The sequence below is a fragment of the Mesorhizobium sp. WSM3879 genome (assembly GCF_002294915.1).
GTDB lineage: Bacteria > Pseudomonadota > Alphaproteobacteria > Rhizobiales > Rhizobiaceae > Mesorhizobium.
Genome location: NZ_NSFZ01000003.1, coordinates 232,638 through 256,357 on the forward strand (window position 1 = coordinate 232,638; position 23,720 = coordinate 256,357).

28 protein-coding genes are annotated in these 23,720 nt (G+C 65.2%); 12 read left to right on the plus strand and 16 right to left on the minus strand.

The features are described from left to right. Positions 1–55: 55 nt before the first annotated feature. On the minus strand, positions 56–400 hold the full coding sequence (locus CK218_RS07705) for an antibiotic biosynthesis monooxygenase (RefSeq protein ID WP_067003170.1): 345 nt from the start codon (positions 398–400) through the stop codon (positions 56–58). Continuing rightward, the gene (locus CK218_RS07710) at positions 397–765 is read right to left on the minus strand and encodes an NIPSNAP family protein (protein WP_067003171.1); all 369 of its coding nucleotides are present in this window, start codon (positions 763–765) and stop codon (positions 397–399) included. The genes CK218_RS07705 and CK218_RS07710 overlap by 4 nt, the downstream gene beginning before the upstream one ends. 186 nt (positions 766–951) lie before the next feature. Between CK218_RS07710 and CK218_RS07715 the strand changes: the two genes are divergently transcribed. Continuing rightward, positions 952–1,626: a winged helix-turn-helix domain-containing protein gene (locus tag CK218_RS07715; protein WP_067323441.1), complete on the plus strand. Its 675-nt coding sequence runs from the start codon at positions 952–954 to the stop codon at positions 1,624–1,626. Between the two features lie 24 nt (positions 1,627–1,650). On the opposite strand, the gene ligD is transcribed toward CK218_RS07715, so the two are convergent. Together ligD and CK218_RS07725 are read right to left on the minus strand one after the other, a co-directional pair. After that, entirely contained in the window at positions 1,651–4,164 is a 2,514-nt protein-coding gene (gene ligD, locus CK218_RS07720; RefSeq protein WP_095782046.1) for a DNA ligase D, read from the minus strand. Positions 4,165–4,318: 154 nt separating this feature from the next. Continuing rightward, positions 4,319–4,825 (minus strand): ferritin-like domain-containing protein, encoded by a 507-nt coding sequence (locus tag CK218_RS07725; RefSeq protein WP_067003177.1) that lies wholly within the window; start codon positions 4,823–4,825, stop codon positions 4,319–4,321. A gap of 396 nt (positions 4,826–5,221) precedes the next feature. Between CK218_RS07725 and CK218_RS07730 the strand changes: the two genes are divergently transcribed. After that, the gene (locus CK218_RS07730) at positions 5,222–5,368 is read left to right on the plus strand and encodes a hypothetical protein (RefSeq protein ID WP_082980733.1); all 147 of its coding nucleotides are present in this window, start codon (positions 5,222–5,224) and stop codon (positions 5,366–5,368) included. A gap of 195 nt (positions 5,369–5,563) precedes the next feature. Then, the gene (locus CK218_RS07735; protein ID WP_067003179.1) at positions 5,564–6,016 is read left to right on the plus strand and encodes a DCC1-like thiol-disulfide oxidoreductase family protein; all 453 of its coding nucleotides are present in this window, start codon (positions 5,564–5,566) and stop codon (positions 6,014–6,016) included. Between the two features lie 191 nt (positions 6,017–6,207). Here CK218_RS07735 and CK218_RS07740 read toward each other — a convergent pair whose 3' ends face one another. Genes CK218_RS07740 through CK218_RS07750 form a run of 3 tightly spaced genes read right to left on the minus strand, consistent with a single transcriptional unit; the run spans position 6,208 to position 9,706 of the window. Continuing rightward, positions 6,208–6,585: a DUF1850 domain-containing protein gene (locus tag CK218_RS07740; protein ID WP_095827346.1), complete on the minus strand. Its 378-nt coding sequence runs from the start codon at positions 6,583–6,585 to the stop codon at positions 6,208–6,210. Next, positions 6,582–8,708 (minus strand): TRAP transporter permease, encoded by a 2,127-nt coding sequence (locus tag CK218_RS07745; RefSeq protein WP_095827347.1) that lies wholly within the window; start codon positions 8,706–8,708, stop codon positions 6,582–6,584. Before CK218_RS07745 ends, CK218_RS07740 begins: the two co-directional genes overlap by 4 nt. Before the next feature lie 38 nt (positions 8,709–8,746). Continuing rightward, positions 8,747–9,706: a TAXI family TRAP transporter solute-binding subunit gene (locus CK218_RS07750; RefSeq protein WP_067003186.1), complete on the minus strand. Its 960-nt coding sequence runs from the start codon at positions 9,704–9,706 to the stop codon at positions 8,747–8,749. Positions 9,707–9,958: 252 nt separating this feature from the next. On the opposite strand from CK218_RS07750, the gene CK218_RS07755 reads away from it, so the two are divergent. Beyond that, positions 9,959–10,321, plus strand: a complete 363-nt coding sequence (locus tag CK218_RS07755; protein WP_067003312.1) for a YciI family protein — start codon at positions 9,959–9,961, stop codon at positions 10,319–10,321. 4 nt (positions 10,322–10,325) lie between these two features. Next, a complete protein-coding gene (locus tag CK218_RS07760; RefSeq protein WP_095827348.1) occupies positions 10,326–11,573 on the plus strand; it encodes a DUF6596 domain-containing protein in 1,248 nt (415 codons plus the stop codon). A gap of 22 nt (positions 11,574–11,595) precedes the next feature. Here CK218_RS07760 and CK218_RS07765 read toward each other — a convergent pair whose 3' ends face one another. The 6 genes from CK218_RS07765 to hrcA all read right to left on the minus strand — a co-directional run bounded on the left by CK218_RS07765 (position 11,596) and on the right by hrcA (position 17,342). Continuing rightward, entirely contained in the window at positions 11,596–12,225 is a 630-nt protein-coding gene (locus CK218_RS07765) for a glutathione S-transferase family protein (protein WP_095827349.1), read from the minus strand. Between the two features lie 447 nt (positions 12,226–12,672). After that, positions 12,673–13,653 carry a cysteine synthase A gene (cysK, locus tag CK218_RS07770; RefSeq protein ID WP_095776783.1) on the minus strand — a complete coding sequence of 327 codons (981 nt, stop codon included), beginning with the start codon at positions 13,651–13,653 and terminating at the stop codon, positions 12,673–12,675. A 187-nt stretch (positions 13,654–13,840) separates the two neighbouring features. Further along, the gene (locus CK218_RS07775; protein WP_095776782.1) at positions 13,841–14,458 is read right to left on the minus strand and encodes a LysE family translocator; all 618 of its coding nucleotides are present in this window, start codon (positions 14,456–14,458) and stop codon (positions 13,841–13,843) included. Positions 14,459–14,570: 112 nt separating this feature from the next. Next, positions 14,571–15,920 carry a sorbosone dehydrogenase family protein gene (locus CK218_RS07780; protein ID WP_095827350.1) on the minus strand — a complete coding sequence of 450 codons (1,350 nt, stop codon included), beginning with the start codon at positions 15,918–15,920 and terminating at the stop codon, positions 14,571–14,573. Between the two features lie 110 nt (positions 15,921–16,030). Further along, the gene (locus tag CK218_RS07785; RefSeq protein WP_067003314.1) at positions 16,031–16,228 is read right to left on the minus strand and encodes a hypothetical protein; all 198 of its coding nucleotides are present in this window, start codon (positions 16,226–16,228) and stop codon (positions 16,031–16,033) included. 31 nt (positions 16,229–16,259) lie between these two features. Next, positions 16,260–17,342: a heat-inducible transcriptional repressor HrcA gene (gene hrcA, locus CK218_RS07790; RefSeq protein ID WP_095827351.1), complete on the minus strand. Its 1,083-nt coding sequence runs from the start codon at positions 17,340–17,342 to the stop codon at positions 16,260–16,262. Positions 17,343–17,505: 163 nt separating this feature from the next. On the opposite strand from hrcA, the gene rph reads away from it, so the two are divergent. The 5 genes from rph (at position 17,506) to CK218_RS07815 (ending at position 20,881) form a co-directional block, all read left to right on the plus strand. After that, positions 17,506–18,222 (plus strand): ribonuclease PH, encoded by a 717-nt coding sequence (gene rph, locus CK218_RS07795; RefSeq protein WP_067003199.1) that lies wholly within the window; start codon positions 17,506–17,508, stop codon positions 18,220–18,222. A 76-nt stretch (positions 18,223–18,298) separates the two neighbouring features. Further along, positions 18,299–18,709, plus strand: coding sequence for a VOC family protein (locus tag CK218_RS07800; RefSeq protein WP_095827352.1), 411 nt, complete (start codon positions 18,299–18,301; stop codon positions 18,707–18,709). Beyond that, positions 18,709–19,386: an RdgB/HAM1 family non-canonical purine NTP pyrophosphatase gene (gene rdgB / locus CK218_RS07805; RefSeq protein ID WP_095827353.1), complete on the plus strand. Its 678-nt coding sequence runs from the start codon at positions 18,709–18,711 to the stop codon at positions 19,384–19,386. Before CK218_RS07800 ends, rdgB begins: the two co-directional genes overlap by 1 nt. Then, positions 19,383–20,561 carry a radical SAM family heme chaperone HemW gene (gene hemW / locus CK218_RS07810; protein WP_067003205.1) on the plus strand — a complete coding sequence of 393 codons (1,179 nt, stop codon included), beginning with the start codon at positions 19,383–19,385 and terminating at the stop codon, positions 20,559–20,561. Before rdgB ends, hemW begins: the two co-directional genes overlap by 4 nt. Next, on the plus strand, positions 20,558–20,881 hold the full coding sequence (locus CK218_RS07815; RefSeq protein WP_067003207.1) for a low molecular weight protein tyrosine phosphatase family protein: 324 nt from the start codon (positions 20,558–20,560) through the stop codon (positions 20,879–20,881). Before hemW ends, CK218_RS07815 begins: the two co-directional genes overlap by 4 nt. 82 nt (positions 20,882–20,963) lie before the next feature. On the opposite strand, the gene CK218_RS07820 is transcribed toward CK218_RS07815, so the two are convergent. Both CK218_RS07820 and CK218_RS07825 read right to left on the minus strand, forming a co-directional pair. After that, on the minus strand, positions 20,964–21,152 hold the full coding sequence (locus CK218_RS07820) for a hypothetical protein (protein WP_067003209.1): 189 nt from the start codon (positions 21,150–21,152) through the stop codon (positions 20,964–20,966). 7 nt (positions 21,153–21,159) lie between these two features. Continuing rightward, complete coding sequence (locus tag CK218_RS07825) at positions 21,160–21,357, minus strand: hypothetical protein (RefSeq protein ID WP_095776777.1); 198 nt, start codon at positions 21,355–21,357, stop codon at positions 21,160–21,162. A 153-nt stretch (positions 21,358–21,510) separates the two neighbouring features. Between CK218_RS07825 and rsmI the strand changes: the two genes are divergently transcribed. Next, complete coding sequence (gene rsmI, locus CK218_RS07830) at positions 21,511–22,407, plus strand: 16S rRNA (cytidine(1402)-2'-O)-methyltransferase (RefSeq protein ID WP_095827354.1); 897 nt, start codon at positions 21,511–21,513, stop codon at positions 22,405–22,407. Next, positions 22,400–22,777, plus strand: coding sequence for a YraN family protein (locus CK218_RS07835; protein WP_067003215.1), 378 nt, complete (start codon positions 22,400–22,402; stop codon positions 22,775–22,777). The genes rsmI and CK218_RS07835 overlap by 8 nt, the downstream gene beginning before the upstream one ends. Positions 22,778–22,811: 34 nt before the next feature. On the opposite strand, the gene CK218_RS07840 is transcribed toward CK218_RS07835, so the two are convergent. Then, positions 22,812–23,618 carry an undecaprenyl-diphosphate phosphatase gene (locus CK218_RS07840; protein ID WP_095827355.1) on the minus strand — a complete coding sequence of 269 codons (807 nt, stop codon included), beginning with the start codon at positions 23,616–23,618 and terminating at the stop codon, positions 22,812–22,814. Between the last annotated feature and the right edge of the window lie 102 nt (positions 23,619–23,720).

A 23,720-nucleotide genomic window follows, 5' to 3' on the forward strand; every position in this document is an offset into this window, starting at 1 on the left:
CTCCCCTTGCGGGCCAATTACGCATCAGGCCCACAGGGGAAGGGAGAGCCTCGTTTCACCCATTCACTATGCGGCTGTCTTCGGGCGCTTCAGCCCTTTCATTTAGCCCGTAATCGCGCACCACATGGGCGATGCGCAGACGATAGCCGGCAAAGATGCCGCCACGGCCGGCCTTCTGCGCCTGCCGGTGCTCCTCGGTGTTGCGCCAGGCCTTGACGGCTTCCTCGTCGCGCCAGAAGGACAGCGAGAGCACGCGCCTCGGATCGGTCAGGCTCTGGAAGCGCTCGACCGAGATGAAGCCATCGATGCCGTCGAGCAGGGGCTTGAGCTCGGCGGCGATGCCAAGATAGGCGTCACGTTTTCCCTCCGCCGGCTCGACTTCGAAGATGACGGCGATCATGCCTCTATCCCTTCTTTGACCGTTACGTCGGTGCGAAAGACCTGCCTCGGGCCATGCGGTGCCGAGACCAGTTTCAGGAAGATCCGGTCTTCCTTGAGAATGAATTTCTCGCGCCGCGCGAACTCATAGTTTGCCTTGCCGGCCGGGTCGGCGGCAAGCCGCGCGCGATAGGCTTCGTAGGCCGCGAGGTTCTCGATGTTGTAGGCCGCGTAAGCCGTGGTGGCCGAACCCTCATGCGGCGCGAAATAGCCGATCAGCTCGGCGCCGCAGCGCGGAATGGCCTGACCCCAGGCGCGCGCATATTGCTCGAACGCGGCCTTGCCGAAAGGGTCGATCTCGTAGCGGATGAAGCAGGTGACGGTCATTTCGGTCTCCTCGTCGATTGGCTTACTGGGTCGGTGGGCTTGCTGGCGGCGACGGTTCGACCACGGTCGAAACATCGCTTCACCGGCTGTGCTAGACGTTCTGGTGTCAGCAGCGTTTGCCGCGCTCCTTGAGCTCGCCCGAGAATAGTGCTTCCCTCACGGGGATGCTTCGATGAGGATCGAACTATGCGTGAAGGACCCGATATCGCCCGCATCGCCAGCCTGGTCGGCGACCCGGCCCGCGCCAACATGCTCAACGCGCTGATGGGCGGCACGGCGCTGACCGCGTCGGAGCTGGCGCTTGAAGCCGGCGTGTCGCTGCCCACCGCGTCCTCGCATCTGTCCAAGCTGATGGACGGCGGGTTGCTGACGCTGGCGAGCCAGGGCCGGCATCGCTACTACGGCCTTGCCGGCCCGCAGGTGGCGGGCATGCTCGAGGCGATCATCGGCGTCGCCGAGGCGGTCGGCCCGAAGCGGGTGCGGCCCGGCCCGCGCGACGCGGCCATGCGCGTGGCGCGGGTGTGCTACGACCATCTTGCCGGCGAGCAGGCGGTGGCGATGCTCGACCGTCTGGTCGACCGGAAGCTGCTGCTGCGCCAGGAGAACGAGATCAGGCTGTCGCCGTCAGCCATTTCGCATTTCGCCGCGCTCGGCATCGAGATCGACAGCAAAGCGAAGCGGCCGATCTGCCGCGCCTGCCTCGACTGGAGCGTGCGGCGCTCGCATCTGGCCGGCGCGCTGGGCGCCGCCATCCTCGACAAGGTCATCGTCGAAAAATGGGCGCGGCGCGACAAGGACAGCCGCGCCGTGGTGTTCTCGCCGAAGGGCAAGCAGGAGTTCGAGAGGGTATTTCTGGCGTGACGGACTGGCCGGCTCGGCTGCTGGCTAAGCCCGCTTGAGCGGTTTGCCCAACTTGAAGAAATCCGCCCACGGATCGGCCTTCTTCAGCTGCTTTAGCGTCGTGGCGTCGCCGAGCGGAAACGCATTGGGCGGCAGGCCCTTTTCGATCTCCGGCCAGGTCACCGGCATCGACACCGTCGCGCCCTTCTTGGCGCGCGAGGAATAGGGCGCGACCGTGGTCGCGCCGCGGCCGTTGCGCAGGTAGTCGACGAAGATCTTGCCGGTGCGCGCCTTCTTCGACAGCGTCGCCGTGTAGCGGTCGGGCGCGGCCTGCTCCAGGGCGCGGGCGAAATCATGGGCGAAGTCCTTCACCTCGTCCCATTCGGCGGAGGGCTTGAGCGGCACCAGCACGTGATAGCCCTTGCCGCCAGACGTCTTGACCAGGGTCGGCAGCGACAGGTCGTTCAGCTTGGCTCGGATGTCGAGGGCGGCGGCACGCACCGCCTCGACCCCGATGCCCTCGTCCGGATCGAGATCGAAGATGATCTGGTCCGGCTTTTCCAGTTCGTCGACAGTCGAGCCCCAGATATGAACCTCGACGACGCCGTATTGGACAAGGGCTGCAAGCCCGTCGAAATCCCTGATGAACAAGATCTCCTCGCCGTCGGTCGGATCGTTCATCCTGGCGATCTTGTCGCTCATGCCCGGTGAGGCATGCTTTTGGAAGAAGCGCTGGCCATGGATGCCATCCGGCGCCCGCACAAGGCTGAGCGGCCGGTTGACGACGAATGGCTCAATTCGCGGCCAGACCAAGGCGTAGTGATCGAGGAGATCCTGCTTGGAGACCTTTTCGTCGGGCCACAGCAGCTTGTCGGGATGCGACAGCTTCACCGAGGTCTTCGCCGTTCCGGCCGAGGTTTTTGTCTCGGTCCTGCCGCTGCTCGCCTTTGCTCCGCTTTTTGTCTTGCCGTCGGCTTGCTTCGGCTTTTCCTGCACCACGTCCTCCGCCGGCTTGTCCTCGCGCAGCCCCTGGAACGAGGCGTGGCGGATTATATGGTCGGATGTCCAGCTGCGGAACTCCACTTCGCCGACAAGCTCGGGCTTGACCCAGACGAGGCCCTTGCCCTTCGGCACGGCGGCAGAAAAAGGCGACTTCGTCGTCTTGAGGCTGTCGAGTTTTTTCTTAAGGTCCGCAGCCACCTTGCCGGAAAAGCCGGTGCCGACGCGGCCGGCATAGTTGAGCCTGCCGCTTTCATGATAGCCGACCAGCAGCGAGCGCAGGCCGCGCCCGGTCTTGTCCGACGGCAAGTAACCGCCGATGACGAATTCCTGGCGCAGCGTGCATTTCGATTTGATCCAGGCGAGGCCGCGGCCGCTGCGATAGGGCGCGTCGGCGCGTTTCGACACCACGCCTTCGAGACCCATGCGGCAGACATGCTGCAGCATGACGCTGCCGGGTTCCGCAAAATGATCGCTGAAGCGGACGGCGGATTGCTCCGACCGCTCGCCGAGCAGTTCGGCCAGCGCCTGCTTGCGCTCGACCAGCGGCTCGCGGCGAAGGTCCTCGCCATTGAGCCGCATCAGGTCGAAGACGTAGTAGATGAAGCGGTCGGTGCGGCCGGCCGAGAGATCCGCCTGCAGCATGGCGAAGGAGGACACGCCGCTGTCGGCCAACACGACGATCTCGCCGTCGATGATGGCGTCGCGGCATTTCAGTCCGGCAAGCTCGGCCACGACCGGACCTTCGAACTTCTTCGTCCAGTCAAGGCCGGTGCGGGTCAGCAGCCGGACATCGCTGCCGGCGATCTGCGCCTGCATGCGGTAGCCGTCGAACTTCACCTCATGCACCCATTCCTCGCCGGAAGGCGCATTCTTTTCGAGCGTCGCCAGCTGCGGCTCGACGAATTCGAGGCGTGGGGATTTTGCCTTGCCTGCAGCCGGCTTGTTGGAATGCCAGACCCTTGGTTTGGCGCCCTTGGCCGTCTTGCCTTCGCCGATCTCCTCGATGGTCAAGCCCGACTTTACCGATTGCGGCGCCTCTACAAGTATGTCTTCACCAGGGCGGGCGGCGGCGTCATTGGATTTGATCAGCAGCCAGTTGTCGCGCTTTTCGCGCGGGCGCGGCTTCAGCCTGACCAGATGCCAGCGACCGTTGAGCTTCTGGCCTTCGAGCTCGAAGTCGATATGGCCCTTCTTCATGCCCTTGGCCGGGTCGCCGTCGGGGATCCACCGGCCTTCGTCCCAGACGAGGACGGAACCGCCGCCATATTCGCCCTTCGGAATGGTGCCCTCGAAAGACGCATAGTCGATCGGGTGGTCCTCGACATGCACCGCCAGCCGCCTCTCGTGCGGGTCGAGACTCGGTCCGCGCGTGACCGCCCAGCTCCACAACACGCCATCATGCTCGAGCCGAAAGTCATAGTGGAGCCGCGTCGCGGCATGCTTCTGGACAACGAAGATGCCGCCGGCGTCGGTCTTCTTGCTGGGCGCGAGCTGGCCGGCCGGCTCCGAGGTTTTCCGGAAATCGCGCTTGGCGTGGTATTGCTCGAGGCCGGCCATGACATCGTGCTCCTATGCGGATCTGCGCCTGGACGTAGACGCCACGGCGACCTCCCTGGCAGGCGGGTGCCATCGCAACGGCCAAGGCTCCGCTTCGGTTCCGGGCAGGCGAAAGGCCGGCGGCTGTCCGCCGGCCTTTCGGGCTCACAATTAGTTATTCGGCAGCCTGCAGATTGACCTTGCTTTCCGCGATCTCGGTGAGCTTGCGGTCGGTCGCCTCTTCTTCCTTGAGGTTCTTGGCCAGCACATTGGCGCAGTCGCTGCGGCCGAGCTGCTTGGCCCAGGCGATCAGCGTGCCGTAGCGCGTTATCTCGTAATGCTCGACGGCCTGAGCCGAGGCGATCAGCGCGGCATCGAGGACCTCCTTGTCCTCCACGTCGCCGCTCACGTCGTCAGCCTCCTCGAGGATGCCGTCGATGGCGGGGCAGTTGACGGTCTTGGCCTTGACGCCATGCAGCTCGAATACCTGCTCGACCCGTTCGATGTGGCCCTTGGTCTGCGCGAGATGCTTCTCGAAACCGGCTTTCAATTGCGAATCCGTCGCCTTGTCGATCATCTTCGGCAGCGATTTCTCGATCTGTTTTTCGGCATAATAGATGTCGCGCAGCGTGTGGACGAACAGGTCGTCCAGCGTCTTGATGTCCTTCGAAAAGAAACCCATGGCGGTTGCCTTCCATGTCTGGTGTTGTCCGGAAGTTGCGCGGCCGGTCCGCCGCCAACGCGGCCGGGTTCGGCCCCGGCCTTGATCGATCAACGTCACCGCGCAGGGCAGGTTCCTGCCGGCGGACGACGCCGCACGGAGATTTCAAGCCACCTCGATGCGTGAAACAGAAGCGCGCCCAAGCGACATCGAGACGAAACATATGTGATGCAAAAGTCACACAAGCCGGAAACGCGACAAAAGGCGTGGAAAGACCGCGAATCAGCCGCATTCCAGCCACGATGCAACGCGTTTCGGACCAGAAATTAACATGGCGTTCACCGACTATTCACGCCTCAAGGCTATGATCCTCGCAATTCGGAAGGGACATCCGAAAACGGGACAGGGACAGGGAAAATGAACTTCTGGAACCACATCGCCGGCTATGCCGCCGCCATCCGCGAATTCGTCGCGCCGACCTATCGGCCCGAGCGCTATTACATGCGCGGCCCGGGCCCGGCCTGCGCACGCCGCGGCAACTCGCTCGGCATCGGCACGCACTGATCACTATGCTCGACAGCCGCCACAACAGCCGGATCTGCAAGCCGGTCGCCGACACCCGCGCCACGACCTATCGTGACGAGCGCCCCGCCGTCGTCGACGGCAGGCGTGCGACAACGCCGCGACTTTGACGCCGCCGCCGGCTGGCTTAGTGTCCCCCTAGCTTAGTGCCTAGGGGCACAAGCAGCCGGGGCCAACATGACCGACCTGTCCGAACAGAAACGTCCCCTTCTCCCAGGCCAAGCTTACGATGCCCGCCAGCCGCTGCTCGTGTTCGACGGCGTCTGTGTGTTCTGCTCGGGCTTCGTCCAGATCGTCCTCAAGATCGACCGGAACAAACGCTTCCGCTTCGCCACCGCGCAATCGCCGCTCGGCGAGGCGCTGTTTCGTGAGCACGGCCTGCCGACCGAGGATTACGACAGCAACCTCGCCATCATCGACGGCGCCGCCTTCACGAAGCTCGACAGTTTCGTCGCCGTCATGGCGGCGCTCGGCTGGCCGTGGCGCGCCGCGAGATTGCTGCTCGTCCTGCCGCGGCCGCTGCGCGACTGGCTGTACGACCGCATCGCCAAGAACCGCTATGCGCTGTTCGGCCGCAAACACAGCTGCGAGATCCCCTCCGCCGAGCTGCGGCAGCGGCTGATCAGTTGAGATCGGAGGGTCGGATGAAGCTTCTGATTGTCCGCGGTTACGGCACCTTCGGCGGACGCATCGTGCAGTTGCTGGAGAGCGAGCCGCGTCTGACCTTGCTCGTCGCCGGCCGCTCGCTCGCCAAGGCCGAGGCCTATTGCAAAGGACGAGGCGGCACCAAGTCCAGGCTCGTGCCGATCGCGACGCGGATTTTATCGCGGCTGGCTCGAACCCGCGCAGGCTTCGAGCACGACCGAATCCCCGGCCGTCCCGCTAAGTTCCAGGCAACTCGTGACCGTGCACAAGGTCCAGCCTTCCCCGGTTGCGCCGGAGGCCGCGAGCACCAGACGCGGCTGTGACCGGACCCTGGGAGCATAGACCCACCAGCCGTCCCGCAGCACCGAACCATCCGGCGGCTCCATGCCGGCGCCGGAGCCCTTGACGCGCGCTTCGACGACGCGCAGACCTGCCGGCGTCACCTTCCAGTCCTCCTGCCAGCGCGTCCGTTCCACCGAATGCGTCCAGGACAAGGTAAAGGCGGCAACGACAAGCGTCACCGTCTTGCCGGCTGCGAGGATGCACAGGCTCATGCAGGGCCGGCCGCGGATGCCTGGCGCGCGCGCCAGCAGTGCCAGCCGATCCAGAGCAGCGCCAGCGCCCAGCCGGTTTCGTCGGTGAGCGGCAGCGCCGCCACCAGCAGCACGCCGGCGGCGAAGGCGACAAGGCGCTCCCACCAGGCCATGCGGCGGGCGAGGAAGCCGACGGCGGCGGCGCCCCAGAGCACGATGCCCATGCAGGCTTTGGCGACGATGTAGGCGACCTCGACCGGATAGCCGAACGAAGCCGCGATCGGGCCTGCATCCTGCAGCATCAGCGCCGGCGTGTAGACGGCCATGAACGGCACGACGAAACCGGCGATGGCGAGCTTGGTCGCCTGGATGCCGATCTTCAGCCCGCTTTCCTTGGCCATGGGCGCCGCGGCGAAAGCGGCGAGCGCCACCGGTGGGGTGAGATCAGCCATGATGCCGAAATAGAAGACGAACATGTGGCTGACGATGAGCGGCACGCCGAGCGACAGCAGCGCCGGGCCGGCGAGCGAGGAGGTGATGATGTAGTTGGGGATGGTGGGGATGCCCATGCCGAGCACCAGGCAGGTGAGCATGGTGAGCAGCAGCGACAGGAACAGATTGTTCTCGCCGATGGAGATGATCCAACCGATGAAGGTCGAAGCGATGCCGGTCAGCGTCAGCGTGCCGATGACGATGCCGACGATGGCGCAGGCGATGCCGACAGGCAGCGCGTTCTTCGCCCCTTCGGCAAGCGAGTCGACGCAGATGCGCAGCGTCTCGCGACCGCCCTTGAAAGTGACGCAGGCGACAATGAGCGCCGCGATGACGAGGCCGAGGATGTTGACGCCGAAGCGCATGAAGGAGGCGGCGGCAAGGCCGAGCGCCAGCCAGAAGACGACGCGGAAGGCGAACGGTCCGATCAGCGCCGCCAGCGGCGTGCCGAGGATCAGCACGATGGTCAGCGCCAGGCCCATGGTGCCGGCGAAGATCGGCGTATAGCCGGCGAAGAGCAGGTAAACCAGCACGGCAAGCGGCAGCACCAGCGGCCAGTGCTGCCGCACCGCATCCCAGGGATTGGGCAGCTCAGCCTTGGCCATTCCGTGCAGGCCGGCCTTGCCCGCCTCCAGATGCACCTGCCAGAAACAGGCGCCGAAATAGAGCAGCGCCGGAATGATCGCCGCCTTCACCACCTCGGCGTAGGGGACGTTCAGCGTCTCGGCCATGATGAAGGCGACCGCGCCCATCACCGGCGGCATGATCTGGCCGCCCATCGAGGACGTTGCCTCGACAGCGCCGGCGAAGGCCGAGCGGAAGCCGAAGCGCTTCATCAGCGGAATGGTGAACTGGCCGCTCGCCACGACATTGGCGACGCCCGAACCGGAGATGGTGCCCATCAGCGCCGAGGAGAGCACGCAGACCTGGGCCGGACCGCCACGCCAGGAGCCGACCAGGCCAAGCGCGAAATCGTTGAACAGCGCGATCATGCCGGCGCGTTCGAGGAAGGCGGCGAAGACGACGAAGATGAAGATGTAAGCCGCCGAGACATAGACCGGCGTGCCGTATATGCCTTCGGTGCCGAAGGCGAAGGTGTCGACGAGCTGGGCGAAATCGTAGCCGCGATGGATGAAGGGCGGCGGCAGGTGATTGCCGACGAAGCAATAGGCGAGGAAGATGAAGGCGATCACCGCGAGCGGCAGCCCCATCAGCCGCCTTGCCGCTTCGAAGACGAGCACCACCAGCAGCGTGCCGACGATCAGGTCCGGCGTGGTGAGGAAGCCGGAGCGGCGGATGAGGTCGGCGTAGAAGACCCAGTTGTAGAGGCCGGTGCCGAAGCCGAGCGCGCCGAGCGTCCAGAACGCGGCCTTCGCCGCTACGCCGGTGGCGCGCAGGTTGGCGATCAGGCCGAAGCCGAGCAGCAGCAGGAAGCCGACATGCATGGCGCGCACCACCTGGCTGGGCAGGCTGCCATAGGCGGCGATGTAGATCTGGAAAACGGAGAAGGCGACGGCAATCAGGAAGGCCGCCTTGCCGGCGATGCCGCCGCCGAAGCCCGGCGGCAGGCCTTCGACCTGTTCTTCGGCGACGGGGAGATGAAAAGTGGTCGAATTGCCGTCGGTAGTTGTTCCAGGCGTTGCTTTGCTCATCCGACGCGCTCCAAAGCAGATTGCCGCGCCATCCTCGCTTACTTGATCAGCCCTTTTTCCTTGTAATATTTCTCCGCGCCGGGATGCAGCGGCACCGGCATGCCGTCCAGCGCCTTGGCCGGATCGATCGCCTTGGCGGCGGCATGGGCGGCGGCGAGCTGGTCGAGATGCTCGAACATCAGCTTGGTCATCTGATAGGCGGTCTCGTCGGAAACATCGGCCCGGGTGACAAGGAAATTGCCGACCGCGGCGGTGGCGACATCCTCGGTCTGGCCCTCATAGGTGCCCTTGGGAATGATCACCGAAAGATAGGGCGAGCCGATCTTGGCGACGTCCTCGGCCGGCACGGCGACGACGTTGATTGGCACCGAAGTGGCGAGATCGCGGATCGAGGCGACGCCGAGGCCCGCCGATTGCAGCGTGGCGTCGAGCTGCCGGTTCTTGATCAACTCGACCGACTCGGCGAATGGCAGGTACTCGACCCGTCCAAGATCCTCATATTTCAGCCCGGCGGCGGCGAAGATGGCGCGGGCGTTGAGCTCGGTGCCGGAGGCGGGCGCGCCGACCGACAGGCTCTTGCCCTTGAGGTCGGCGAGGGTCTTGATGCCGGACTCCTTGCTGGCGACGATCTGGATATAGTTCGGATAGATGGCGGCGATGCCGCGCAGCTTGTCGAGCTTGCCGGGGAAGCCGGCTTCGGTGTTGCCTTCGGCGGCGAGCTTGACGGAATCGCCGAGCGCGAAGGCGATCTCGCCCTTGCCCTGCTGCAGCAGGTTGAGGTTCTCGACCGATGCCTTGGTTGCCTGCACCTGGGTGCGGGCGCCTTCGATGCCCTTGCCGTAGATTTCCGACAGCGCGACGCCGAGGGGATAGTAGACGCCCGACGTGCCGCCGGTCAGCACGGTGATGAATTCCTGTGCCCCGGCCGACATCGCGCCGAGGCCGAGCGACAATGCCAAAGCGCCGGCGGCAACAAATTTCGTCCTGAAATCGAGCATTTGGTTTCCTCCTCCTGATGGTCGCGCCGCGCCGCCTCTGCCGGCGCGAAGCTGGGAGTTTAGACAGGAGACGCCAAATGCCAACCCGCAATTGCAGCCATTAGACGAACGATCGAGGGGTGGCGAAAGCGCCGGCTTGCGCTCGATTGCTTTGGAGGCGAAAGATTTCCGCGGCGCCTGTCGAAATCGGCCGTGGCCGCACGACATAGGTCGGCCCGCGACGACGCGGCCTTCGAGAAAACGGAGAAGACGATGCGATACATGCTTTTGATCTACAATGACGAAGCGGCAATGGCGAATGCGCCGCGCGACAAGACCGAACAGACGCTTGCCGCCTACGGTGCCTATACCGAAGCCTTGAAGAAATCCGGCGCGTACCTCGCCGGCGAAAGGCTGCGTCCGACCCAGGCGGCCACTTCGATACGGCTCGCCGACGGCAAGACCAATGTGCTCGACGGTCCCTATGCCGACACAAAGGAACAGCTTGCCGGCTTCTACATGATCGAAGCGACCGACATCGACACCGCGATGGAATGGGGCGCGCGCTGCCCGGCAGCCAGCACCGGCACGGTCGAGGTGCGGCCGATCTGGGAAATGACCGACTACCGGTCCTAGCAATATGGACAAGCGCCCGGAGACGGCGCGGGCGGCGGCTGAGGCGGCCGCCCGGCAGAGCTACGGCAAGCTGGTTGCCTATCTCGCTGCTCGCATGCGCGACGTTGCCAGCGCCGAGGACGCGCTGGCCGACGCGTTCGCCGCCGCACTGGAGCGCTGGCCGAAGAGCGGCGTGCCCGAAAAGCCGGAGGCCTGGCTGCTGGCGGTGGCGCGCCGCCGCGACGTCGACGCCGTGCGGCGGCGGCTGACCGGCGAGGCGGCCCGCGGCCACCTGCAACTGATTGCCGAAGAGGCGGAGGCGCGCATGACGCACGAGGATTTGCCCGACGAGCGGCTGAGGCTGATGTTTGCCTGCGCGCATCCGGCGATCGAGGCCAGCGTACGCGCGCCGCTGATCCTGCAGACCGTGCTTGGCTTCGACGCCGCAACCATCGCCTCGGCCTTTCTGGTCTCGCCGACGACGATGGGCCAGCGCCTGGTGCGCGCCAAGAGCCGCATCCGCGAGGCCGGCATCCCCTTCCGGGTACCGGAGCGGGCCGAGCTCGGCGAGCGGCTCGAGGCGGTGCTGGAAGCGATTTACGCCACCTTCGCCGAGGGCTGGTCGGATCCGGCCGGCACCGAGACGCGCCGACGCAACCTGGCCACGGAAGGCATCTGGCTCGGCCGGCTGGTCGCGTCGCTGATCCCGGACGAGCCGGAAACGCTCGGGCTCCTGGCGATGATGCTTTTCGCCGAAGCGCGGCGCACGGCACGCCGCGACCCCGACGGCGACTTCGTGCCGCTGGCGAAGCAGGACGTGGCGCTTTGGGACGACAAGCTGATCGACGAGGCGGAAGCGCTGCTCAGGCGCGCCGCGATCAGGGGAACCATCGGCCGCTACCAATTGGAGGCTGCGGTCCAGTCGGCGCACACGGCAAGGCGGCGGAGCGGCCGCACCGACTGGGCCGCGATCCGCCAGCTTTACGACGCGCTGATGGCGATTGCCGGTTCGCCGGTGGTGGCGATCAACCGCGCCGTGGCGATCGCTGAAGCCGAGGGCGCAGCCGAGGGTCTTGCCGCGCTCGACGAGATCGGCGGCGATAAGCGGGTTGGCGAGTACCAGCCCTATTGGGCGGCGCGGGCCGAGCTCTTAGCCAGGCTCGGCAGGACGGCCGAGGCCGCCGAGGCTTACGACCGGGCGATCGGCCTCGAGCGCGATCCGGCCTTGCGCCATTTCCTGCAGGCCGAGCGGGGGAAGCTAGTCCGCAACTGAGGCGAGACACCAGTTCTCGCAACTAGTCCTGCGGCCACATCTCATGAGAAAGGTTCAGTTTCCGCATGATCGCATGCTGGCGCAACTTGCCCCACAGCCGTTCGATGTTCGGCCAGGCCACGCGAGCGCTCGTGGTGTCGGGATGCCAGGCCACCAGCATCACGAGATAGATGTCGACAAGCGAAAGTTCCTCACCGGCCAGCCACTCACGGCCGGCGAGCACGCTGTCGACAATGGCAAAGCCGCGATCCATTTCCGCGATAGCCGCCTCCTTGACCACCTGCACGCTATCGGCGTCGGCCGTGTACCGGTGGGGGTAATAGAGCCTCAGGATCGCGGGATAGAGCGCCGACGACATGAAGGCCATCCAGCGCAGGAAATCGGCGCGCGCCGGCGAGCCCGCTTGCGGCGCCAGATGCGCTTCTGGATGACGCTCGGCGAGCAGGATGCAGATCGCGGCCGATTCGGTCATCGACCGACCGTCGGGCAATGTCAGCGCCGGCACCTGGTTCAACGGGCTGATGGCGAGGAAAGCCGGATCGGGCGGATCCTTTTTCGGCACGTCGATCTGCCGGAAAGGCGCGCCGGCCATGGCCAGGGCCGCCTCGACGACGAAGCCGCCGCTGCCGGGACGCGTGTAAAGCTTGTACATAAAATCCTCCCGCCGGCCGATTCGAGGCCGGCGGCGATTTGAACCGGAAGCGGCGCCTTCCTCAAGCCGGGCTCCGCTTGCCACAGACGCTTTTTGAGCGATCCAGCTTGCATCATCCCGGGAGCGCCGCTGGCCGCAAGCTCTTGAGATTGGCCGTGGCGTTCCCGACTTCGTCATCCGCGGGCGGAGCAAGGAGCGAAGCGACGCGCGCAGACCCGAGGATCAATCCCGTGACGTCTCCACGTCACAAGCGTTGCGGTTCATTCTGCGGAGGAACAGCGGCTCCGTTAATCTCTGATAAGACAGATGGTATCCACTCTGAACCGTGGCATTTCCTGGCCACCGTCACGGCATGACTCCCAGGGTCGACGCGACGGAGCTTCGCTCCTGCTTCGCCCTGGGATGACGACCGCGAGGGGCTGAAGCCATTCTTAGAGGTATGAGCGCCTAGGCCCCCAGCCCGTCGAACAGGATCGTCGAGAGATAGCGCTCGGCGAAGGACGGAATGACGACGACGAGGTTCTTGTCCTTGTTTTCCGGCCGCGAGCCGACGACGATCGCCGCCTGCAGCGCGGCACCCGACGATATGCCGACCGGCACGCCTTCGAGGCGGGCGACGAGGCGCGCATTGGCGACCGAATCCTCGTTCGAGACCCTGACGATCTCGTCATAGATCGTGGTGTCGAGGATCTTGGGCGCGAAGCCGGCGCCGATGCCTTGAATCTTGTGCGGGCCGGGCTGGCCGCCGGAGAGCACCGGCGAGGCTTCCGGCTCGACTGCCACCACATGCAGCGAAGGCTTGCGCTTCTTCAGCACCTGGCCGACGCCGGTGATCGTGCCGCCGGTGCCGATGCCGGCGACGAAGATGTCGACCTCGCCATTGGTGTCGTTCCAGACCTCCTCCGCCGTGGTGCGGCGGTGGATTTCCGGATTGGCCGGATTCTCGAACTGCTGCGGTATGATGGCGTTGGGCAGCGTCGCGGCAAGCTCGTCGGCCTTGGCGATGGCGCCCTTCATGCCTTTCGGCCCTTCGGTGAGCACCAATTCGGCGCCGAGCAGCGCCAGCATCTTGCGACGTTCGACCGACATTGTCTCCGGCATGGTGAGGATCAGCTTGTAACCCTTGGCGGCGGCGGCGAAGGCCAGCGCGATGCCGGTGTTGCCGGAGGTCGGTTCGATCAGCGTGGTCTTGCCCGGCGCAATCTTGCCGGCCTCCTCCAGAGCCTCGATCATCGAGACCCCGATGCGGTCCTTGACCGAGGCGATCGGGTTGAAGAATTCGAGCTTGGCCAGCAGGTTGGCGACGATGCCCTTCTCCTTGGCGAATTTATCCAGCCGCACCAGCGGCGTGTCTCCAATCGTCTCGGTGATCGAGTTGAAGATGCGGCCGCGGCCGGGGACACGCGCGGAGGTGACGGGCTTGTTCATTGGTTTCGCTCCCAAGGCAAAGGCATAGGCAAACAGAATAAGGCTTTCAGCCGCGCAAGATAGGCTGCCCGCCGAAAATATCCGAGTGGGGCGGCTGCTGAAAACCTCCCCGCGCCGGAATGCATTTTCCGGATCGGCCCGTTTTGGGGATGCTTTCCCCGAAATGGGGGCCGGTTGAGAATGCAGCCTATTGACGGGCCGCGATGGCGGCTGCCGCTCCCATCATGAAGCCGGCGGCGGTGCGGTTCAGCACCTTGAGCGCGCGCGGCGACTTCAGGAACCAGCGCGCCTTGGCAGCCAGCGCCAGATAGGGGACCAGCACCACGAACAGGACGACGACGGTCAGCGCGACGAGTATGCCGTAGTCGGCCGGCGTGATCGTCTTCAGATTGACGATGGTCGGCGTGATGGCGAGATAGAAGATCATCGTCTTCGGGTTGCCGAGCGTCACCGTCAGCCCGGCGATGAAGCTCGACGCCAGGCCGCTCTTGCTCTTCCGCGCCTCGACCGTTTCGGGCGAGATGCCGCTCGTCCAGAAGCGCCAGGCAAGGAAGGCGAGATAAGCGACGCCCGCCCATTTGATGGCGAGAAACACCATGCCGAAGGTCTGGGCGACGAAGGCGAGGCCAAGCACGACGGCGGTGAGGTAGGTAATGTCGCCGAGCATGAGACCGAACGACATAGCCAGCGACGAACGGAAGCCGGAGCCGAGCGCGCGGGCAACAAGCGCAGTCACGCCGGGGCCCGGAATGGCGGCGGCGACGCCGAGGGCGGCGCTGTAGGCGAGAAATCCTGTCAGTGTCATGGCTTGAACCCAGCGCTATCCCGAGATCGCGATCCAGAGCGGCGGCCTCTTACCACGGCGTCGGGGCGGCGTTAATTGCCTTGCGGCCGGATTCGGTTGCACCAGCGCCGCTTCAGGACCGGCCGTCGCCGTAGGTGACGCGCCATATCGTGCCGTTGCCGTCCTCGGTCAGGATCAGCGATCCATCCTTCGCCACCGCGACACCGACCGGCCGGCCCCAGACCGCATCGTCCGCGATGACGAAGCCGGTGGCGAAATCCTCATACTCGCCGGTCGGCTTGCCGTCCTTGAACTTCAGCCGCACCACCTTGTAGCCGGTGCGGACATTGCGGTTCCACGAGCCGTGCAGGGTGACGAAGGCGTCGCTCTTATAGTCGGCCGGGAAGTTGCCGCCCTCGTAAAAGGCGATGTTGAGCGGCGCCGAATGTGCCTGGATCAGCACGTCCGGCACCGTGACCTTGCCGGCGAGATCGGGCCGCGCGCCTTTGTGGCGCGGATCCTCGTTGTCGCCGATATAGTACCAGGGCCAGCCATAGAAGGCTCCCTCCTTGACGGCGGTCGCATATTCGAAAGGCACGTTGTCGCCGAGCTCGTCGCGTTCGTTGACGACGCACCAGAGCGCGCCCGTGGCCGGCTGCACCGTCATGCCCGAGCAGTTGCGCAGGCCGGTGGCGACCATCCTGCGGTTCTTGCCGTCAGGATCGAAAGCGAGCACATCCGCTCGGCCTTCCTCCGCGCCCCAGGTAGCGCCGAGCGGTGCCGATCTCGCCCATTCTTCGACGCCGCCCTTCGGCCTCGCTCCCATGCCCTCTGCGGTATTCGAGCCCGAGCCGACCGAGAGATAGAGCGTCTTGCCGTCGGGCGAAAAAGCGATGTCGCGCGTCCAGTGATGGCTCGACGGGATGTCCGAGACGATCGTTTCGGGCTTGCCCGAAGCTTTGAGGTCGCCGTCGCGATAGGCAAAGCGGACGACGCTGTTGCTGTTGGCGACATAGACCCATTGCGGCTTGTCGCCCGGCGGATAGAAGGCGATGCCGTAGGGCCGGGTCAGGCCTTTGGCAAAGACCGACTTCTCGGCGGGCTTGGCGCTGCCTTCGGCCAGTCGATAGACGCGGACCTGGTTCGCCCTGCTGTCGGCGACGAAGAGATCGCCGTTCGGCGCCGTGCGCACGACACGCGGGCTGCTGATGCCCGAAGCCACCAGCTCGGCCGAAAAGCCGGGTGGAAGGGCTGGCTTGGCATCCTCGGGGCGATCGGTGACACCGCCGCCGTTCGAGGCGGATTCGGCGACATTCGGCTTCGGGAGATCGTCGGGCCTGATGAGGCGCCGCACGCCGGGCCGGTCGGCCTTCCAGTCACCGAAGGCCTTTTTGCCGGTGAGCAGGGGCTGGTCGGCCTGCTGCGCGACGGCGCCGGAGACCAGGAGCAAGGCGAGGGCGGCAAGGCCGGCAATGCGTATCATGCTGTTCTCCGTTATTCGCCATCGTGCATCAGCAACCAGACAGCGAATATCGGGCAGGCTCTCCAAAAGAGAAGCCGGGCATGCAAATTTTGACGGGAAGCGCCGGCAGTTCAGCTCTCTTCGATATCCAGATCGTCGTCGAGCTGCTTTTCCAGCGCGACCAGATCGGCCGGCAGCGGCAGGCCCATGGCGCGCATTTCCCTGAGCTTCTCGCGCAGTAGCTCCTGGATCTCGTGATCGTCTTCCGGCTGGTTCACCATCTCCTCGAGCAGCAGGCTGATCTGGGCCTTGAACGATTCCAGCGCCATTTCCACCCTCCTTGCGACGTTTCCCGCTCGCCTACCTCAACATGCGCGAAATCAACTGGGCCGTATAGTCGACCATCGGGACGATGCGGGCATAGTTCAATCGCGTCGGGCCGATGACGCCGAGCGCGCCGACGACGCGTGCATCCTTGTCGCGATAGGGCGCGACCACGAGCGAGGAACCGGACAGCGAGAACAACTTGTTCTCCGAGCCGATGAAGATGCGCACGCCCGGACCGTCCTCGGCGAGATCGAGGAGCTGCAGCAGTCCGTCCTGCGTTTCCAGATCCTCGAACAGATGGCGCAGCAATTCGAGATCGGCCTGGGCGGTGACGTTTTCCAGAAGATTGGCGCGGCCGCGCACGATGAGGCGCGCCGGCAGGCCGCTTTCGGCGCCGGCCCAGACCGCGAGGCCCTTCTCGACCAGTTCCTGCGACAGCGTGTCGAGAGCCGCCCTGGTCTCGTCCTTGATGCGCGCGATCTCGACCCGGGCCTCGGCCAGCGTGCGGCCGCGGATATGGGCGTTGAGGAAGTTCGAGGCCTCGTGCAGCTGCGAGACGGTGATACCGGCAGGCAGGTCGACAACGCGGTTCTCGACATCGCCGCTCTGCGACACGAGGACGGCGAGCGCCTTGGTGGGTTCCAACTGGATGAACTCGATGTGCTTCAGAGCCACCTCGTTCTTGGCGGCGAGCACCAGGCCGGCGCCGCGCGACATGCCGGAGAGCATCTGGCTGGCCTCTGTCAGCATATGCTCCAGCGTCGCGCCCGAGCCCGAGGCACGCACCTGCGCCTCGATGACGCGGCGCTCGTCGTCCGACAGATCGCCGAGCTCCATGAAGGCATCGACGAAGAAGCGCAGGCCGGTCTGGGTCGGCAGGCGCCCGGCCGAGATATGCGGCGCGTAGATCAGCCCCAGATGCTCAAGGTCGCTCATCACGTTGCGGATGGTGGCCGGTGACAGCGACGACGGCAGGATGCGCGACAGGCTGCGCGAGCCGACCGGCTCGCCGTCGCGCAGATAGGAATCGACAATCCGCCGGAAGATGTCGCGCGAGCGCATGTCGAGCGACTGAAACACGGGCGGCTGCGATGCGGGATCGACTGCCTTGTTCATTCCAGCGAAAAACCTCCTATCGAAAGATATAGACTTAAGCCTCCCTGGCGCAACCCGGGCCATTTTCGCTTGCGCCGTTTCCTTGGCGCCCTTTTCCTTTGCGCCATCCGTCGCATGCGTCTACAAGCCGCCGACGAATCCAAAACCAAGGAAAGAAGGCCGAATGCGCCCCTCCAAACGCCAGCCCGACGAAATGCGCGCCATCTCCTTCGAGCGCGGCGTCTCCAAGCATGCCGAAGGCTCGTGCCTGGTGAAGTTCGGCGACACGCATGTGCTGTGCACGGCGAGCCTGGAGGAAAAGGTGCCGGCCTGGATGCGCAATTCCGGCAAGGGCTGGGTTACGGCCGAATACGGCATGCTGCCGCGCTCGACGGGCGAGCGGATGCGCCGCGAGGCTTCCGCCGGCAAGCAGGGCGGCCGCACGCTGGAGATCCAGCGGCTGATCGGTCGTTCGTTGCGCGCCGTTGTCGACCTGCAGGCCCTGGGCGAACAGCAGATCACCGTCGACTGCGACGTTATCCAGGCCGACGGCGGCACCCGCACCGCCTCGATCACCGGCGGCTGGGTGGCGCTATACGATTGCCTGCGCTGGATGGAAGCGCGCCAGATGGCCAGCGTTTCCAAGGTGCTCAAGGACCATGTCGCGGCGATCTCCTGCGGCATCCATGACGGACAGCCGGTCATCGATCTCGATTATCTCGAGGATTCCTCGGCCGGCACCGACGCCAATTTCGTCATGACCGGCAAGGGCGGCATCGTCGAGATCCAAGGCACGGCGGAAGGCGAGCCCTTCTCCGAAGAGCAGTTTTCGGCACTGATGGGACTGGCCAAGAAGGGTATTTCTCGGCTGGTCAGCCTGCAGCAGATGGCGGTGGCGTAGGTTTTCGAATGCCGAGCCTAGGCACCCCCCTCTGGCCTGCCGGCCATCTGCTCGACAGGGCAGAGGGGGGCGCCTCGTGACTCCCTCCGCGATTCTGGAATCAGCGCTCTACGTCACAGATCTAACCGCTGCCGAAGCCTTCTACCGCGACATCCTCGGCCTGGATCCGCTGGGCAAGGTCGAAGGCCGCCACGTCTTCTTCCGCTGCGGCAACGGCGTGCTGCTCATCTTCAATGCCGAGGCGACGAAAATTCCGCCGGCGCCCGACGCCAAGCTGAAGGTGCCGCCGCACGGCACGGTCGGCGAAGGGCATCTTTGCTTCACCGCGACTGCGGCCGAGATCGCCGAATGGCGCAAGCATCTGGCGGCCAAGAACATCGCCATCGAAAGCGATTTCGAATGGCCGCAAGGCGGACATTCGATCTATATCCGCGACCCTTCGGGCAATTCGATCGAGTTCGCCGAACCAAGGATCTGGGGTCTCTGATGCATTCTTTGAACGGACAAAAGATCGTCGTCGCCAGCCACAATGAAGGCAAGCTGCGCGAATTCGCCGACTTGATGGCCCCGTTCGGCTTCGAGGCGAAGTCGGCCAAGGAATACGGCCTGCCGGAACCGGACGAGACCGGCACGACCTTCGAGGAGAATGCCTATATCAAGGCCTATGCCGCGGCCAAGGCCACCGGCCTGCCGGCGCTGTCGGACGATTCGGGGCTCTGCGTCGACGCGCTCGACGGGGCGCCCGGCGTCTACACAGCCAACTGGGCCGAGACGGCGGACGGCACACGCGATTTTGGCATGGCCATGCAGCGCACCGAAGTGGCGTTGCAGGAGGTCGGCGCGACCGAGCCGGCGCAGCGCACCGGCCGTTTCGTCGCCGTCATTTGCCTCGCCTTTCCCGATGGCGAGGCCGAATATTACCGCGGCGAGGCCGAAGGCACGCTGGTCTGGCCGCCGCGCGGCACGCTCGGCTTCGGCTACGATCCGGTGTTCCTGCCCAACGGCTTCGCCAAGACTTTTGGCGAGATGAGCGCCGAGCAAAAGCATGGCTGGAAGCCCGGCCAGGCAACAGCCCTGTCGCACCGCGCCCGCGCCTTCCAGAAGTTTGCCCAGGCCCGCTTGGATTTGGCGCGGCTGGATCTGGCGCGGCTCAGGTCAAAATGATTGGGACAGGCCAGACCATGCCGCTCGACCGCAGCCCCGGCTTCGGCGTCTATATTCATTGGCCGTTCTGCGCGGCCAAATGCCCTTACTGCGACTTCAACAGCCACGTTCGCCACCAGCCGGTCGACCAGGAGCGTTTTGCGCGGGCCTTCGAGACGGAGCTGAAGACCATGCGCGCCCGCACCGGGCCGCGCGAGGTGACCAGCGTCTTCCTCGGCGGCGGCACGCCGTCGCTGATGAAGCCGGAAACGGTGTCAGCGGTTCTGGAAGCCGTAGCGAAGAACTGGACGGTGCCTGCCGGGATCGAGGTGACGCTGGAGGCCAATCCGTCCTCGGTCGAGGCGGAGCGCTTCCGCGGTTATCGGGCGGCCGGCGTCAACCGTGTCTCGCTCGGCGTGCAGGCGCTGAACGACAAGGACCTGCGCTTCCTCGGCCGGCTGCACAATGTCGAGGAGGCGCTGCACGCCATCGGGCTGGCGCGGGAAATCTTTCCGCGGCTCTCCTTCGACCTGATCTATGCGCGGCCCGGCCAGACGCCCGAGGCTTGGGCTTCAGAGCTTGAGGAAGCGATCGGCCACGCCGCCGACCACCTGTCGCTCTATCAGCTCACGATCGAGGAGGGCACGCCGTTCCATGCACTCCACTCAGCGCGAAAATTCGTCCTGCCCGACAACGACCATGCCGCCGACCTCTACGCGCTGACGCAGGAGGTGACCGCGGCGCACGGGCTTCCGGCCTACGAAATCTCCAACCACGCGCGGCCGGGCGCGGAAAGCCGGCACAACCTGACTTATTGGCGCTACGGCGAATATGTCGGCGTCGGACCCGGCGCGCATGGCCGCTTCGTCGAGAACGGCCGCCGTACCGTGACGGTCGCGGAAAAGATGCCTGAGACCTGGGCCAACCTGGTCGAAGCCAGGAGCCATGGCGTCACCGGCGGCGAGGTGCTGACGCGCGCCGAAGAAGCCGACGAGTTCCTATTGATGGGGCTGCGGCTGGCCGAGGGCATCGACCTCCAGCGCTACGAGACGCTTGCCGGGCGTAGTCTGGCGAGCGACCGATTGTCGGTGCTGCAGGAAGAGGGGCTGGTGGCGCCGGTCGGCAACGCCCGCCTCCGCGCCACGACCGCCGGCATGATCGTGCTCGATGCGGTGGTGGCAGACCTCGCGCGGTGAAAAAGGTTCTCTTCGTCTGCAGCCAGAACCGCCTGCGCAGCCCCACCGCCGAGCAGGTGTTTTCCAGGCGCCGCGACCTCGAGGTCGAATCGGCCGGCACCAATCACGACGCGGACAACCCGCTGACGCATGAGCTGGTCGCGTGGGCCGAGATCATCTTCGTCATGGAGAAGGCGCATCGCGTCAAGCTGCAGAAGAAGTTCCGGTCAAGCTTGATGCGGGCACGGGTGATCTGCCTCGACATCCCGGACAACTATGCGTTCATGGATCCGGAACTGGTGCGGCTGCTCGAGGCGAAGGTCACTAAATATCTGGGCTGAATGGCGTCAGGCGCCAAGCATGGCGCTTCGTTCCTCGCTCCGCCTGGGATGAGGCGAGAGATCGCGAAGCGTCGCAGCTGCTCTAGGCGTCGTGCTTCTGACGCTGCTTCCCGCGATCCTTTTCCGCATGCGCGTCGCCGGAGCGGCCTTGCTTCAGGTCGGTCTTGTCGCGGCGGTTCCCGTGCTGGGCGGCGATCGGATGGGAAGGAATGCCCTCGCGGGCGGTCTTGCTTTCGAGTCGTGTGATGAAAATGTCGAAGCGATTGGGCATCGTCCGGTCAGTGCTCCGTCGTGCTTTCGGTTTCGGTCGAGGCGTCTTGAACCGCGGGGCTTGGAAGCGGCTTCATCGCTTCCTTGTCCTTTGTCCTGGCGGAGGGTTCCCGATTCTCCGAACCGGCAACCTTCTCCGATCCGGCAAAGCGCTTGCAGCCCGAATAATAGGGCGTGAAAGCGTCTTGAATGATCAGGCTGTCCATCCTGTCCTCCTCCTCGGGAATCAGGGGTAAAATCCGCCTTGTGCGGTTTGGTTCCGCATCGTGGCAAAGGCATGGCGATTCCCTTGCATCGCCATCACGTTTTGCAACCGCAGATCAGCCGTGGCAAACAGTGGCGCGTGGGGAGGGCCTCAATTGACCGGCGACAAACGCAGCTATGTAATCGGGCAGACCGAAATTGCGGCGCGGCCGCTGGAGCCGGCGCTCTATCTGGTGGCGACGCCGATTGGCAATCTCGCCGATGTCACGCTGCGAGCGCTGGAGACGCTGGCCGGCGCCGACATCGTTGCCTGCGAGGACACCCGCGTCTCGCGCGTGCTGCTCGAACGCTACGGCATTCGCCGGCGCACCACGGCCTATCACGAGCACAATGCGGCCGAGGCCGGGCCGAGGCTGATCGAGTCGCTCGCTGCCGAACAAAGCGTGGCGCTGATCTCGGATGCCGGCACGCCGCTGGTTTCCGATCCGGGCTACCGGCTGGTCGGCGAGGCGCTGGAGCGCGGCATACGCGTTATTCCGGTGCCCGGACCGTCGGCGGCGCTTGCCGCGCTGACCGCTTCCGGCCTGCCTTCCGACGCCTTTCTGTTCGCCGGCTTCTTGCCGGCCAAGGCGGGCCAGAGGCTCACCAAGCTCGAAAGCTTCAGGCAGGTGCCGGCGACGCTCATCTTCTATGAATCGCCGCGCCGGCTGGCCGAGACGCTTGCTGCGATGGTGCAAGTGCTTGGCGGAGCGCGCAAAGCGGCGATCGGCCGCGAGCTGACCAAGGCGTTCGAGGAGATGCGAACGGGGACGCTCGGAGAGCTTGCCGATCACTACGCGGCGGCCGAGACGCCCAAAGGCGAAATCGTGGTCTGCGTCGGCCCGCCGGAGGCGGCCGAGGACCAGCCGGCCGACATCGACCGGCTGCTGTTGTCTTTAGCCGCCGAAATGCCGGCCTCCAAAGCGGCGGCGGAAGCGGCGAAAATGACCGGTGGCCAGAAACAGGCGCTCTACCGCCGGCTGATCGAGCTGAAGGCGGACGGCGGTGGCTGAGCGCACCGTCGTTTATCGGCGAAAAGCCTATCGGCGCGGCCATCGCGGCGAATGGCTGGCGGCGCTGGCGCTAATGCTGAAGGGTTATCGCATCCTTGCGCGCCGCCATCGCACAAAGCTCGGCGAGATCGACCTGATCGCCAGGCGCGGCGACCTTGTACTGTTCGTCGAGGTCAAGGCGCGGCGGACACTGATGGAGGCGATGGAAGCGATCGCCCACGCCTCGGAACGGCGCATCGAGGGTGCCGCCGACCTCTGGCTGTCGCGACAGCCGGACTATGGCCGGCTGTCGGTACGCTTCGACATGGTGGCGGTGCTGCCCTGGCGCTGGCCGGTGCATGTCGAGAATGCGTTTTACGGGCGGAATTGAGAGGCTTACCTTCCCAACTCATGGGAGGGTAAGCTCACCCCCAGATCATCAGCGCCACCAGTCCGAGCCCGCCAACCACCAGCCGCCACCAGCCGAACAGCGAATAGCCCCTGCGCGAGACGTAATCGAGCAGGAAGCGCACCACGAAGAGCGCGGTGACGAAGGCGGCGATGAAGCCGACGGCAATGATCGGCAGGTCGGCCGAGGTCAGCACGTTGCGGTTCTTGAACAGATCGAAGGCGAAGGCGCCGACCATGGTCGGCATGGCGAGGAAGAAGGAAAACTCCGCCGCCGCGCGCTTGTCGACGCCCAAGAGCAGCGCGCCGACGATGGTCGAGCCGGAGCGCGAGGTGCCGGGTATCAGCGACAGACACTGGAACAGGCCGATCTGCAGATAAAGCCTGGTCGGGAAGCGCTCGACATCGCGGTAGACGGGCTTCAGGTTCATGCGGTCGACGGCGAGCAGCACCACGCCGCCGATGACCAGCATGATGCAGATCAGGCGCGGCGATTCGAACAGGAAGGTCTTGATGAAGTCATGCGCCAGCGCGCCGATGAGCGCGGCCGGCAGGAAGGCGATGAGGATGCCGATGGCGAAATGCCTTGTCAGACGGTCATGCGGCAGTTCGAGCAGCATCTTCCAGAGGCGGCGGAAGTAGACGCTCAAGATCGCGAGGATCGCGCCGAGCTGGATCAGAATCTCGAAGGCCTTGCCGGTCGAATGGAAGCCGAGGAAATGGCCGGCGAGCAGGATGTGACCGGTCGACGAGACCGGGATGAATTCGGTCAGGCCCTCGATCAGCCCAAGCAGCAGTGCTTCGACGATGGTCTGGCTTTCCATGGCAACCTCTGCTTCGAGTGACGGCTAAGGGGAAGGGCTTGCTTGTCATGGCGCGGAAGTGCCCCTATAGGTCGCAACACATGACAGTCCCTGGAATCGGGC